Origin of the sequence: Immundisolibacter sp., assembly GCF_028696615.1 — a bacterium.
Taxonomy (GTDB): Bacteria; Pseudomonadota; Gammaproteobacteria; order Immundisolibacterales; family Immundisolibacteraceae; genus Immundisolibacter.
Map to the genome: position 1 here is coordinate 1 of NZ_JAQVGQ010000056.1, position 12,971 is coordinate 12,971.

The following is a 12,971-nucleotide window of genomic DNA, read 5'->3' on the forward strand; positions in this document are numbered from 1 at the left end:
TCATGAACATGGCCCAATAGAACACCAGCGCCAGCAGCAGGTTGGCGACCGGCCCGGCCGCCACCACGGCCATGCGGGCCGCCACCGGCTGGCGGTTGAATGCCTGATGCGCCTGCGCAGGCGGCACCGGCGCCTCGGTTTCGTCGAGCATCTTGACGTAGCCGCCGAGCGGCAGCGCAGCGATGACGTATTCGGTGCCGTGCCGGTCCACGCGCCGCCACAGTGGCTTACCAAAGCCGATCGAGAAGCGCAGCACGCGCACGCCAGCCCGGCGGGCGGCCCAGAAGTGCCCGTACTCGTGCACGCTCACCAGCACGCCGATGGCGATCAAGAAGGCGCCCACCGACCACAGCACGTTCAGCATCGCGACTGCACCCAGGACAGGGCGAACCGGCGCGCCGCCGCATCGGCGGCGAGGATCGCCTCGAGGCTGTCGGCCGGCGTCGCGGATGCTGCCTCGAGCGCGGCGGCCACCAGCGCCGCGATGTCGGCAAAGCCGATCCGGCCATCCAGAAACGCTTGAACCGCGACTTCGTTGGCCGCGTTCAGCACCGTGCAGGCCGTGCCACCGGCGGCAAGCGCCCGGTAGGCGAGGTCCAGGCACGGGAAGCGCGTGCGGTCCGGCGGTTCGAACTCCAGCCGCGCCACGTCGAACAGGTCGAGCGCGCGGGCGCCGGAGCTCAGGCGCTGCGGCCAGGCCAGGGCGTGGGCGATCGGCACGCGCATGTCGGGGCTCGCCAGCTGCGCCAGCACCGAGCCGTCGCAATATTCGACCAGCGAGTGCACCACGCTTTGTGGATGCACCACCACCTCGATGGCGTCGCCGGGCAGCGCGAACAGCCAGGCGCTCTCGATGACTTCGAGGCCCTTGTTCATCAGCGTGGCCGAGTCGACCGAGATTTTGCGGCCCATCACCCAGCGCGGGTGGGCGCAGGCCTGCTCGGGCGTGACCTGCGCCAGTTCGGTGCCCGGGGTGCGCAGGAACGGCCCGCCCGACGCGGTCAGCAGCAAGCGCCGCACGCCGTGCGCGCTCGCCGGCTCGCCGCAGCGGTAGCCCGGCAGGCACTGGAACATGGCGTTGGTTTCGCTGTCGATCGGGATCAGCGTGGCGCCGCCGCGGCGCACCGCCGCCATGAACAGCGGACCCGCCATCACCAGCGCTTCCTTGTTGGCGAGCAGCAGCGTCTTGCCGGCCTCGGCCGCCGCCAGCGACGAGGCCAGACCGGCCGCGCCGACGATGCCGGCCACCACCACGTCCACCGTCGGTGCGCCTACCACCGCTTCGAGAGCGTCCGCGCCACCGAGCACGCGCGTCGGGCCGTCGCCGAGCCGGCGGCGCAGCTCGGCGGCCGCTGCGGGGTCGGTGAGCACCGCCACCGGCGGCTGGAACTGCTTACAGATTTCGGCCATGCGCGACACGTTGCGCCGCGCCGCTGCCACCTCGAGCCGGTAGCGGTCCGGGTGCATGGCCAGCACCGCCAGCGTGCTGTCGCCGATGGAGCCGGTCGCGCCGAGCAGGGCCACGCCGCGCACGCGTCAGCTCCCCACCAGCGGCGGCACCGTGAGCGCGAACAGCGGCGCGGCGGCGATCAAGGCGTCGATGCGGTCCAGCACCCCGCCGTGGCCGGGCAGCAGGTGGCTGCTGTCCTTCACGCCGGCGCGCCGCTTGAACAGGCTTTCGGTCAGATCACCGACCACCGACACGGCCGCGCACAGCGTGGTGAGCGCAACCAGCGCGGCCAGCCGTGAGCCGTCGAGTCGCCACAGTAGACCGGCGATGAGGCCGGTCAGCGCCGCCCCGGCCAGCCCGCCACACAGCCCTTCGACGGTCTTGCCGGGGCTGACCTGCGGGGATAGCTTGCGCCGGCCGTAGCGGCGGCCGACCAGAAACGCAGCGCTGTCCGCCGCCCACACCAGCGCCAGGCACAGCAGCAGCTGGCCGCGGTGAGCGTCGGCCAGGCGCGCCAGCGCCAGCCAGGCGGTCGCCAGCGCCAGCACGATGATGCCGGCCTGTGGCAGCGGCCGGTCGAGCCAGCGGGGCAGGGCGGGGTAGCGGCGCACCAGCGCCAGCGCCACCACCCACCAGACGAGGCTGGCGAGCAGCGCCGGCGCGGTCCAGGTCGCGGGCAGGGCGTACAACCCGGCCAGCAGTGCCGCCAGCGCCACCAGCAGTCCGCCGCGCCAGGCGCCACCGAGGCCCGGACACAGCGCGGCCCATTCCCAGCCGGCGCGCAGCGCCACCGCAGCGAACACGCCGAGCACCCCGACCACGCTGCCGCGCCACAACAGCAGCAGCATCGCCGCCAGCAGGGCGAGCGCCGTCAGCAGTCGGATCCAGGGCAGGCGTGGGGTCATGCGCTGCGGGCTCGGGCGCGAAAGGCCAGCGGCGGGACGGTCGGCGCGCGGGCGGCCGAAGCCGCTCGTTTGGCGCAGCGCGCCGCGGGCACGCAGGCAAACGCGGCGCGCTGAAGAATTCCGGCGCTGGGATTTTTCAGCATCGGGTCAGGCCCCGGCCGCGCCGGCCTGCACCTGCTCGCCGGTGCGTCCGAAACGCCGCTCGCGCCCGGCGTACCAGGCCAGCGCCTGGTCCAGGCTGGCGATGTCGAAATCCGGCCACAGCGTGTCGGTGAAGTACAGCTCCGCATAGGCCAGATGCCAGAGCAGGAAGTTACTGATGCGCAGCTCGCCGCCGGTGCGGATCAGCAGGTCCACCGGCGGCGCGCTGCCCAGCGCCAGACGGGCGGCGAAGCCGGCTTCGTCGATGGCGTCTGGCGCGAGCGCGCCGCAGGCCGCGGCCGCCGCCAGCGAGCGCGCCGCCTGCACGATGTCCCACTGTCCGCCGTAGTTGGCGGCCACGTGCAGGTGCAGGCCGCGGCAGTCGGCGGTGCGGGCCTCGACGCGGGCGATGGCGTCCTGCAGGCGCGCCGGCAGCGCGCCGCGCTCGCCGATCACCGACAGCCGCACGTCGTGTTCCTGGAGCCGCAGTTCCTCGTCACGCAGGGCGCGCACGAACAGCTCCATCAGTACCGACACCTCGTCGGCCGGGCGACGCCAGTTCTCGCTGCTGAAGGCGAACAGGGTCAGGTGGCCTACGCCGCGGCGCGCGCACTCTTCCACCACGCGCCGTACCACCCGGGCGCCGACCCGGTGGCCGGCCACACGCGGCAGGTGGCGCTGGCGCGCCCAGCGGCCGTTGCCGTCCATGATGACGGCCAGGTGCCGCGGCGGCTGGGTTGTGGGCGCGGTCGTCACGCCCGCTCAGACTTCCAGCAGGTCGGCTTCCTTGGCCGCCAGCAGGGCTTCGACCTCGGCCACGAAGCGGTCGGTCAGTTTCTGGATGTCGGCCTCACCGCGCGCCAGCTCGTCGGCCGAAATGAGCTTTTCCTTCTCCAGGTCCTTGAGCGAGGCGTTGGCGTCGCGCCGTATGTTGCGGATGGCGACCCGGCAGGCCTCGCCCTCGGCGCGCACCACTTTGATAAGGTCCTTGCGTCGCTGCTCGGTGAGTGCCGGCAGCGGCACGCGGATGGTGGTGCCGGCAGTGGACGGGTTCAGGCCCAGGTCCGACTCGCGGATCGCCTTGTCGATGGCGGCCACGGAGTTTCTGTCGAACGGTGACACCAGCAGCGTGCGCGCGTCCTCGGCGCTGACGTTGGCCAGCTGGCGCAGCGGCGTGTCGGTGCCGTAATAGTTGACGTGGACCTGGTCCAGCAGGCCCGGATGGGCGCGGCCGGCGCGGACTTTTTTCAGCTCTTCCTGCAGGGCATGGACGCTCTTGGCCATGCGCTGCTCGGCGTCTTTGCGCACGTCGTCGATCATGGGTTGTCTCCGCTCAAGCCTCGGTGGGCGCCATCAGCGTGCCGATCGGCTCGCCGTGCACGATGCGCGCCAGCGCGCCGCGGCTGTTCATGTCGAACACCCGCACCGGCAGCGCGTGCTCGCGCGCCAGTGCCACCGCGGTGGCGTCCATCACGCCCAGCTGCCGCGCCAGCACTTCGTCGTAATCCAGGCGTTCGTAGCGACGGGCGTGCGGGTTGCGCAGCGGGTCGGCATCGTACACGCCGTCGACCTTGGTGGATTTGAGCAGCAGTCCGGCGCCGATGTCGATGGCGCGCAGGCAGGCCGCCGTGTCGGTGGTGAAGTAGGGATTGCCGATGCCGCCGGCGCACAGCACCACGCGGCCGACTTCGAGGTGCCGCAGCGCCTTGACGCGCACGTAGGCTTCGGCCACGCCGGTGACCGGCAGGGCCGACATCACCCGCGCCGGAATGCCGCTGGCCTGCAGCACCTCATGCAGGGCCAGCGCGTTCATCACCGTGGCCAGCATGCCGATGTAGTCGGCGGTGGCGCGATCGGCGCCCTCGGCCGCCGCCGGCAGCCCCCGGAACAGGTTGCCGCCGCCGACCACCAGGCCCACCTGCACGCCGGCTTCGAGCACCGGCTTGAGCTCGTCGGCCACCGCTTGCATGGCGGCCCGCTCGAAGCCGTGCGGGCGGCCGCCGGCCAGCGCCTCGCCGCTGAGCTTCAGCAGGATGCGGGTGTAGGCAGGCGGCGAGGCGGCCATGACGGATCAGCCGCGGGCTTGCTTCATCACTTCGGCGACGAAGTCGTCGGCCTGTTTGTCGATGCCCTCGCCGACCTCGAGACGATCGAAGCCGAGCACCTTGGCCTTGGCCTTTTTCAGCAGCTGCTCGACGGTGATTTCCGGGTCTTTGACGAACGGCTGGCCGAGCAGCGTGACCTCGGCCGCGTACTTGCGCAGGCGACCCTCGACCATCTTGGCGCGGATGTCTTCCGGCTTGCCGGATTCGGCCGCCTGGGCGTCGTAGATTTCCTTCTCGCGCGCCAGCACCTCGGCCGGAATCTGCTCGGCCGACACGCACAGCGGCCGGCTGGCGGCCACGTGCATGGCGATGTCGCGCGCCAGCGCGACATCGCCGCCGTCGAGTTCGACCAGCACGCCGATGCGCGAGCCGTGCAGGTAGCTGCCGATCACGCCCGTGTCGGTATGGCGACGCACGAAGCGACGCACGCGGATGTTCTCGCCGATTTTGGCCACCAGTTGCTGGCGGGCCTCCTCGACCGTGCCCTCGCCGAGCGGTAGCGCCGACAGCTGTGCGACGTCGGCCGGCGCCTGTTCTAGCACCAGTTGTCCGACCGCCCGCGCGAAGGCCAGGAAGTTGTCGTCCTTGGCCACGAAGTCGGTTTCCGAGTTGACCTCGGTGAGGGCGGCGGTGCGGCCGTCGGCGCTCACCGTCAGGATGATGGCGCCGTCGGCGGCGATGCGCCCGGCCTTCTTGTCGGCACGGGCGGCGCCGGCCTTGCGCATCAGGTCGATGGCGGCCTCGATGTCGCCGCCGGTTTCGGTCAGCGCCTTCTTGCACTCCATCATGCCGAGCCCGGTGCGCTCGCGCATTTCCTTGACCAGTGCTGCGGATATGTTCATGTCAATGTCCTCGCGTGCTGGGACGCCGCAACCTGACGAGGGCCGGGCATCCGGGCAAAAAAAGAGGGGACGAGCCCCTCTTTGGAAGTATGAAAGAAAACGCTGGCGCGCCGCGCGGCCGGGCCGCCGCGTCGCGCGCGCTCAGCCGGCGTCGACCACTTCGATGAAGTCGTCACTGCCGCCGGCCGCCAGCGCGGCGCGACCGTTGCGGATGGCTTCCGCGGCCTGGCTGAGGTACAGCTCGATGGCGCGGATGGAGTCATCGTTGCCGGGGATGACGTAGTCGATCTTGTCGGGGCGGTTGTTGGTGTCGACCACCGCCACCACCGGGATGCCCAGGCGGTTGGCTTCGTCGACGGCGATGTGTTCGTAGCCGGTGTCGATCACGAACAGCGCGTCGGGCATGCCCTTGAGGTTGCGGATGCCGCCTACGCTGCGCGCCAGTTTGTCGCGCTCACGGGTCAGCAGCTGCAGCTCGCGCTTGCTCAAATTCGCGGTGCGCCCCATCTCGATGCGCGTCTCGAGGTCGATCAGCCGGTCCACGGACTTGCGCACGGTGCGGTAGTTGGTGAGCAAACCGCCGAGCCAGCGGTAACTGATGTACGGCATGCCGCAGGCGGTGGCGTATTGCTCGACCAGCTTGCGCGCCTGCCGCTTAGTGCCGACGAACAGCACCGTGCCGCCGCGGGCCGCCACCTTGCCCAGGAAGTTCATCGCTTCCTGCAGCATCGGCAGGCTGCGTTCGAGGTTGATGATGTGGATGTTCTGGCGCGCCCCGTAGATGTAGGGGGCCATGGCCGGCGACCAGTAGCGGGTCTGATGACCAAAATGGACGCCCGCGTCCAGCAGGTCGCGCATGGAAACTCCAGCCATAAGCCAAAACGCTCCGCGATTCTTGAAAAAAGTGGATGACTGCCAAAGCCTGGGCAGCCCGCGGGCACAGGACCCGCAGTCAGGGGCGCGATTTATAGCACCGATCGGCCGGGTGGACAATCGGCCGGTTTACCGGCGTGCGCGCCGGCTGCTACATTCCGATGCCTTTTACTTCGGCGCCGCTCGCCAAGGGCCATGACCGTCTCCATCAAGACCCCACAGGAAATCGAGGCGCTGCGCGTGGCCGGTCGCCTGGCCGCGCAGCTGCTCGAGATGATCGGTGCGCACGTGCGGCCGGGCATCACCACCGATGAGCTGAACGACATCTGCGAGCGCCACACCACCGAGGTGCTGGGTGCCCGCTCGGCGCCGCTGGGCTACCACGGTTTCCCGAAGTCGATCTGCACCTCGGTGAACCACGTGGTCTGCCACGGCATCCCCAACGACAAGCCGCTCAAGCGCGGCGACATCGTCAACATCGACGTGACCGTCATCAAGGACGACTACCACGGCGACACCAGCGCCATGTTCTACGTCGGCGAGCCGTCCATCCAGGCGCGCCGGCTGTGCGAGACCGCCTACCAGGCGCTGTGGGTGGGTATCCGCCAAGTGCGTCCGGGCACGCGCCTGGGCGATCTCGGGCACGCCATCCAGACCTACGCCGAGGCGCGCAATTACTCGATCGTGCGCGAGTACTGTGGGCACGGTATCGGGCGGCAGTTCCACGAAGAGCCGCAGGTGCTGCACTACGGCATACCGGGCACCGGGCTCACGCTCGAGCCGGGCATGGTGTTCACCATCGAGCCGATGCTGAACGCCGGCAAGCGCCACGTGAAGTTGCTGGCCGACGGCTGGACGGTGGTGACCAAGGACCACAGCCTGTCGGCGCAGTGGGAACACATGGTGCTGGTCACCGACGACGGTGTCGAGGTGCTGACGCTGCGGGACGGCGAGACGCCGCCTTGAGCGCGCTGCCGTCCCCCGAGGCCGGCGCGCCGCTGTTCGACGCGGCGGCGATCGGCGCCGTGCTGGATGCGCACGGCGTCAGCCCCGCCACCTGCCGCCAGCTGCGCCAGCTGTTCACCGACCGTCTGCGCGCGTATTACGACCGCGAGCCGGCCGGCACCTCGATCGTGCAGGCGCGCACCGCCTTCGTCGATTTCCTGCTCAGGCGCATCTGGGCGGCGCAGCTGGCCGACGTGCCGGGTGCCGAGCGCCTGGCGCTGGTGGCGGTGGGCGGCTATGGGCGCGGCGAGCTGCACGCCTGCTCCGACGTCGACATCCTGATCCTGGCGGCGCGTGCCGAGCATATCCGGCGCATGGCAGAGCCGGTGGCGCGGTTCGTGACGTTTCTGTACGACACGGGCCTGGATGTCGGTGCCAGCGTGCGCAGCCTGCGCCAGTGCGTGGACGAGGGGCGGCGCGATGTGACCATCGCCACCGCGCTGATCGAGGCACGCCTGCTGGCCGGTGACGCGGCCTTGTTCGACCAGCTCAACCGGCGCACCGGCCCGGGGCAGATGTGGCCGACGCGCAAGTTCTTAGCCGCCAAGCTCGCCGAGCAGCGGGCGCGTTACGACAAGTTCGACGCCACCGCCTACAAGCTGGAGCCGAACGTCAAGGAAAGTCCGGGCGGCCTGCGCGACATTCACACCATCGGCTGGGTGGCCAAGCGCCATTTCGGCGCCCGCACGCTGCACGAGCTGGTCGAGCACGGTTTTCTGGAGCAGGACGAGTACGCGCTGCTGATCGACGGCCAGGAGTTTCTGTCGCAGGTGAGAAACGGCCTGCACCTGCTGGCCGGGCGCAAGCACGATCTGCTGCTGTTCGACCAGCAGCGCGAGCTGGCGCGCCGCTTCGGCTACCGGGATACCGACCAGAGCCTGGCGGTCGAGCAGTTCATGAAGCGCTATTACCGCACCGTGAAGGGCTTGTCGCGTCTGAACGAAATGCTGCTGGCGCATTTCGAGGAAGAAATCCTGCTCGCCCGGCGCAGCGATCGCGCCGTGCCGCTGAACAGCCGCTTCCAGATCCGCAAGGACTTCATCGAGGCGCGCGACGCTGGCGTGTTCCGGCGCTACCCGTTTGCGCTGCTGGAGATCTTTCTGCTGCTGCAGCAGCACCGCCATCACGTGCGCGGCGTGCGCGCCGGCACGGTGCGCCTGATCCGCAAGCACCTGCACCTGATCGACGACGCGTTTCGCGCCGACATCCGCTGCACCAGCCTGTTCATGGAGATCATCCGCCAGCCGCACGGCATCGGCCACGAGCTGCAGCGCATGCACCGCTACGGTGTGCTGGCGCGCTACATCCCGGCCTTCGGGCGGGTGGTGGGGCAGATGCAGCACGACCTGTTCCACGTCTACACGGTCGACGAGCACAGCCTGTTCGTGCTGCGCAACGCGCGCAGCTACGCCTTCCCGGACGAGAAAATCCCGGCGCTGGAACTCGGCTATCAGGTGTTCCCGAACATCCCCAAGCCCGAGCTGCTGTATCTGGCCGCGCTGTTCCACGACATCGCCAAGGGCCGCGGCGGCGATCACTCGGTGCTCGGCGAGAGCGAGGCGTACGAGTTTTGCCGGCTGCACCGGCTGCCGGAATTCGACTGCCGGCTGGTGGCCTGGCTGGTGCGCCATCACCTGCTGATGAGCAAGGTCTCGCAGCGCCAGGACATCGCCGACCCGGAGGTGATACGCGCGTTTGCCGCCACCGTCGGCGACCAGCTGCACCTCGACTACCTGTACCTGCTGACCGTGGCCGACATGCGCGGCACCGGACCTACGGTGTGGAACTCCTGGAAAGGCTCGTTGCTGTCGGCGCTGTACCTGGCCACGCGCCGGGCGCTGCGGCGCGGACTCGGCAGCCCCATCGATGCCCACGAGCAGGCGCTCGACGTGCGCCGGCGCGCCGCCGAGCTGCTGCCGGACGAGCAGCTCGACCCGCGCCAGTGCGAGCAGTTCTGGGATCGCCTGGACGACGACTATTTCCTGCGCTTCACGGCCGAGGAAATCGCCTGGCACGCCAAGCACATCCTGCGCGCGCGTGGCGATCAACCCACCGTGGTGGCGACACGCGACTTTCCGGACCGCGGCAGCACCGGCGTGATGGTCTACACGCGCGACCGCAAGTATTTGTTCGCGGCCATCACCTCCACGCTGGACCGGCTGGCGCTGGACATCGTCGACGCGCGCATCTACACCAGCCGCGACGGCTATGCGCTGGATACGTTCATGGTGTGCGATCTCAACGGCGAGCCGGTGTCCGACCCGGCGCGGCGGCGCGACATCCGCGCCGCGCTGCGCGAGGCGCTGCAGGCCGACCCGCTGCCGCTGCATGCGCCCGGGCGGCGCGTCAGCCGCCAGCACAAGGCGTTCCAGGTCGCCACCGAGGTGTCGTTTGCGACCGATCTGGGGCGCGACCGCACGGTGGTCGAATTGATCACCAAAGACCGCCCGGGCCTGCTGTCGCAAGTGGCGCAGGCGTTCGCGGAATGCGATCTGGTGCTGCAGAACGCGCGCGTGAACACCTACGGCGAGCGCGCCGAGGATGCGTTTTTCATCACAGACGCCGACGGGCATGCCGTCACCGACGCCGCGCGCCTGGACCGGCTGCGCGCGCAGCTGGCGCGGCGTCTGGACGAGCAGGCCACGGCGGCCTGAGCGCGGGTTTCCGTTGCCATGAATCCCGGCCTCGCCGCCCTGCAACCGTATCCGTTCGAGCGCCTGCGGGGGCTGTTGGCGGACGTGCGGCCGCCGGCGGGCCTGGCGCCGGTCGATCTGTCCATCGGCGAGCCGCGCCACGCGCCGCCGGCCTTCATCCGCGAGGCGCTGATCGCCAACCTCGACGGCCTGGGCCGCTATCCCAAAACGGCCGGCTCGGACGCGCTGCGCGCCTCGATCGCCGCCTGGCTCGTGCGCCGGCATGGCCTTGCGGCCGGCGCCGTCGATCCGGCGCGCCAGGTGCTGCCGGTGAGCGGCACGCGCGAGGCGCTGTTCGCCATCGCCCAGTGCGTGGTGGACCGCGCGCCCGGCGCGCGGGTGGCGATGCCCAATCCCTTCTACCAAATCTACGAAGGCGCGGCGCTGCTGGCCGGCGCCGCGCCGCTCTACTTTCCCTGCACCGCGGATGCCGGCTACGCGCCGGACTTCGCCGCCGTGCCGGACGCCGTGTGGCGCGACGTGCAGTTGCTCTACGTCTGCTCGCCGCACAACCCGACCGGGCGCGTGCTGACGCTGGACCGACTCAAACAGCTCGTCGAGCTCGCGCAGCGGCACGATTTCGTCATCGCGTCCGACGAGTGCTATTCGGAGATTTATCCCGACGACGCGGCGCCGCCGGTCGGCATCCTCGCCGCCTGCCGGGCGCTGGGCCTCGATGCCTTCGACCGGTGTTTGGTGTTTCAGAGCCTTTCCAAGCGCTCCAGCGTGCCCGGGCTGCGGTCGGGCTTCGTGGCCGGCGATGCACGCCTCATCGAGCGCTTTGGCCTGTATCGCACCTACCACGGCTGCGCGCTGCCGGACTACGTGCAGGCCGCGAGCGCCGCCGCCTGGGCGGACGAGGCGCACGTCATCGACAGCCGCGCGCTGTATCGGCGCAAGCTCGCCGCGGCGGTGGCGGCGCTCGGCGGACGCGTTGCACTGCCCGAAGGCGGTTTTTGCCTGTGGTTGCCGGTGCCGGGCGGCGATGACCTGGCCTTCACCCGTCGGCTGTACGCCGAGTTCAACCTGCGCGTGCTGCCCGGCAGTTACCTCGCGCGCACCGATGCCGGCCACAATCCCGGCGCCGGGCATGTGCGCCTGGCGCTGGTGGCCGACGAGGCCGACTGCGGCGAGGCCATGACGCGTCTGGCGCGGGCGCTGGCCGGCTGAAGCCGCTTCGTTTTTCGTACCCCAAGGAATCATCGACCCCATGCAGGACCTGATCGATACCATCGACGCCGCTTTCGAGGCGCGCGCCGAAATCACCCCCGCCAACGTGAGCGCCACGGTGCGCGATGCGGTGGAGCAGGCGCTGGCGCTGCTCGACGCCGGCACCGCACGCGTGGCCGAGCCGACGGCCCAAGGCTGGCACGTCAACGAATGGCTCAAGAAGGCCGTTCTGCTGTCGTTTCGCATCGCCGACAACGCCGTCATCGACGGCGGCTTCACGCGCTTTTTCGACAAGGTGCCGACCAAGTTCGCCGGCTTCGGGCAGGCCGAATTCGCCGCCCAGGGCGCGCGGGTGGTGCCGCCCGCCACCGTGCGCCGCGGCGCCCACATCGCCCCCGGCGTGGTGCTGATGCCGAGCTACGTCAACATCGGCGCCTTCGTGGACAGCGGCACCATGGTCGACACCTGGGCCACCGTCGGCTCGTGCGCGCAGATCGGCAAGAACGTGCACCTGTCCGGCGGCGTCGGCATCGGCGGCGTGCTGGAGCCGCTGCAGGCGTCACCGACCATCATCGAGGACGACTGCTTCATCGGCGCCCGCTCGGAAGTGGTCGAAGGCGTGGTGGTCGAGCGCGGCGCCGTGCTGTCGATGGGCGTTTTCATCGGCCAGAGCACCAAGATCTACAACCGCGAAACCGGCGAAATCAGCTACGGCCGCGTGCCCGCCGGCTCGGTGGTAGTGCCCGGCAGCCTGCCGGCGGCCGACGGCAGTCACAGCCTCTACTGCGCCGTCATCGTCAAGCGCGTGGACCTGCAAACCCGCGCCAAGGTGGGCATCAACGCATTGCTGCGGGATTGATGTCGGGGATGCGCTGACTGTGTCGGCGCTTTCTTTTTTTCGCTCTCCCTAATCTGCCTTCCGTGGGTTACTCATAACCCGCCGGAAGGCGGATCGTGATCCGCCTTCCGTGTTCCGCAACTGATCCGCGTGCCGGCTCACTTCGTCACCGCTTGCGCATCTCATCCCCGGTGCGCAGTTCGTCGATGAACTGCGCCAGCGCTTCGAGCCGCAGCGTGGGGTTGGTCAATTCCAGCAGCCACTGGCGGCGGGCGGGCGGCAGCGGCAGCAGTTCCGCCAAGCGAAAGCCGACCCAGGAGGCGTCCATCAGTTCCTCGGCGCGGCCGAAGTCGGGGTCGTATTCCTCCATGGCCTGCCGCAGCAGGTCGACCAGCGGCCGGTGGCGCTCGGCGATGCCGGTGATGGGCTCGGCTTCCAGCCGCACGGCGTCGCCGAGGATCAGTTGGTCGGCCCGCACGCGGCTGGCCACCACCTGCACGCGCTGCTCGCCGCGCACGGTGATGTGCAGCATGCCGGCGGCGTCCTGGTCGTGGTCCTCGATCTGCGCGAGCGTGCCGACCGGGTGAAAGCGCGCCGCCTGGCCGGTTTCGCGGCCCTCGCTGATCAGACACACGGCAAAGCCGCGCCGCTCGCGCAGGCACTCGCGCACCATGCTGAGATAGCGTGGCTCGAAGATGCGCAGCGGCAGCAGGCCGCCGGGGTACAGCACGCTGCCGAGCGGGAATACCGGCAGGGTGAAGGTTTGCAGTTCGGGCATGTCAGGTTGCTCCGCTGTTGGCCTGCCGCAGGCGCTGCGTCAGTCTGGCATGCACGCCGCCGAAGGCGCCATTGCTCATCAAAAGGATGTGGTCGCCCGGCCGCGCCGCCGCCGCGAGCGCATCCACCAGCGCTTGGGCGCCGTCGAAAAAGCCGCCGCTGCGCGGCACAT

Annotated in this window: 13 protein-coding genes and 1 pseudogene; 4 read left to right on the forward strand and 10 right to left on the reverse strand. The window is 70.0% G+C overall.

Annotated features, from left to right (window positions below; genetic code table 11):
* The 8 genes from rseP to rpsB all read right to left on the reverse strand — a co-directional run.
* A partial coding sequence (gene rseP / locus PHC73_RS05565) for an RIP metalloprotease RseP (RefSeq protein WP_300125465.1) occupies positions 1 to 364 on the reverse strand: 364 nt, incomplete at its 3' end.
* The gene (locus PHC73_RS05570) at positions 358 to 1,533 is read right to left on the reverse strand and encodes a 1-deoxy-D-xylulose-5-phosphate reductoisomerase (RefSeq protein ID WP_300125467.1); all 1,176 of its coding nucleotides are present in this window, start codon (positions 1,531 to 1,533) and stop codon (positions 358 to 360) included. The genes PHC73_RS05570 and rseP, both read right to left, overlap by 7 nt.
* Positions 1,534 to 1,536: 3 nt before the next feature.
* Positions 1,537 to 2,355: a phosphatidate cytidylyltransferase gene (locus tag PHC73_RS05575; protein WP_300125469.1), complete on the reverse strand. Its 819-nt coding sequence runs from the start codon at positions 2,353 to 2,355 to the stop codon at positions 1,537 to 1,539.
* 147 nt (positions 2,356 to 2,502) lie between these two features.
* Complete coding sequence (gene uppS / locus PHC73_RS05580; RefSeq protein WP_300125470.1) at positions 2,503 to 3,252, reverse strand: polyprenyl diphosphate synthase; 750 nt, start codon at positions 3,250 to 3,252, stop codon at positions 2,503 to 2,505.
* Between the two features lie 6 nt (positions 3,253 to 3,258).
* Positions 3,259 to 3,816: a ribosome recycling factor gene (gene frr / locus PHC73_RS05585; protein WP_300125471.1), complete on the reverse strand. Its 558-nt coding sequence runs from the start codon at positions 3,814 to 3,816 to the stop codon at positions 3,259 to 3,261.
* 13 nt (positions 3,817 to 3,829) lie between these two features.
* Positions 3,830 to 4,561, reverse strand: coding sequence for a UMP kinase (gene pyrH / locus PHC73_RS05590; protein ID WP_300125473.1), 732 nt, complete (start codon positions 4,559 to 4,561; stop codon positions 3,830 to 3,832).
* Between the two features lie 6 nt (positions 4,562 to 4,567).
* Positions 4,568 to 5,443 carry a translation elongation factor Ts gene (gene tsf / locus PHC73_RS05595; RefSeq protein ID WP_300125474.1) on the reverse strand — a complete coding sequence of 292 codons (876 nt, stop codon included), beginning with the start codon at positions 5,441 to 5,443 and terminating at the stop codon, positions 4,568 to 4,570.
* Between the two features lie 141 nt (positions 5,444 to 5,584).
* A complete protein-coding gene (gene rpsB, locus PHC73_RS05600; protein ID WP_300125476.1) occupies positions 5,585 to 6,316 on the reverse strand; it encodes a 30S ribosomal protein S2 in 732 nt (243 codons plus the stop codon).
* 195 nt (positions 6,317 to 6,511) lie between these two features.
* Here rpsB and map point away from each other — a divergent pair, with 195 nt between their 5' ends.
* The 4 genes from map to dapD are packed head-to-tail and all read left to right on the forward strand — an operon-like array spanning position 6,512 to position 12,043.
* Positions 6,512 to 7,282, forward strand: coding sequence for a type I methionyl aminopeptidase (gene map / locus PHC73_RS05605; RefSeq protein ID WP_300125479.1), 771 nt, complete (start codon positions 6,512 to 6,514; stop codon positions 7,280 to 7,282).
* Positions 7,279 to 9,975 carry a [protein-PII] uridylyltransferase gene (glnD, locus tag PHC73_RS05610; protein ID WP_300125481.1) on the forward strand — a complete coding sequence of 899 codons (2,697 nt, stop codon included), beginning with the start codon at positions 7,279 to 7,281 and terminating at the stop codon, positions 9,973 to 9,975. Before map ends, glnD begins: the two co-directional genes overlap by 4 nt.
* 18 nt (positions 9,976 to 9,993) lie before the next feature.
* A complete protein-coding gene (dapC, locus tag PHC73_RS05615) occupies positions 9,994 to 11,184 on the forward strand; it encodes a succinyldiaminopimelate transaminase (protein WP_300125483.1) in 1,191 nt (396 codons plus the stop codon).
* A 40-nt stretch (positions 11,185 to 11,224) separates the two neighbouring features.
* Positions 11,225 to 12,043 carry a 2,3,4,5-tetrahydropyridine-2,6-dicarboxylate N-succinyltransferase gene (gene dapD, locus PHC73_RS05620; RefSeq protein WP_300125486.1) on the forward strand — a complete coding sequence of 273 codons (819 nt, stop codon included), beginning with the start codon at positions 11,225 to 11,227 and terminating at the stop codon, positions 12,041 to 12,043.
* Between the two features lie 145 nt (positions 12,044 to 12,188).
* Here the strand turns inward: dapD and PHC73_RS05625 are convergent, their stop codons facing one another.
* Together PHC73_RS05625 and PHC73_RS13925 are read right to left on the reverse strand one after the other, a co-directional pair.
* On the reverse strand, positions 12,189 to 12,800 hold the full coding sequence (locus PHC73_RS05625; protein WP_300125488.1) for an LON peptidase substrate-binding domain-containing protein: 612 nt from the start codon (positions 12,798 to 12,800) through the stop codon (positions 12,189 to 12,191).
* Position 12,801: 1 nt separating this feature from the next.
* Positions 12,802 to 12,971: pseudogene (locus PHC73_RS13925) on the reverse strand (UDP-N-acetylmuramate:L-alanyl-gamma-D-glutamyl-meso-diaminopimelate ligase); the annotation flags it as partial.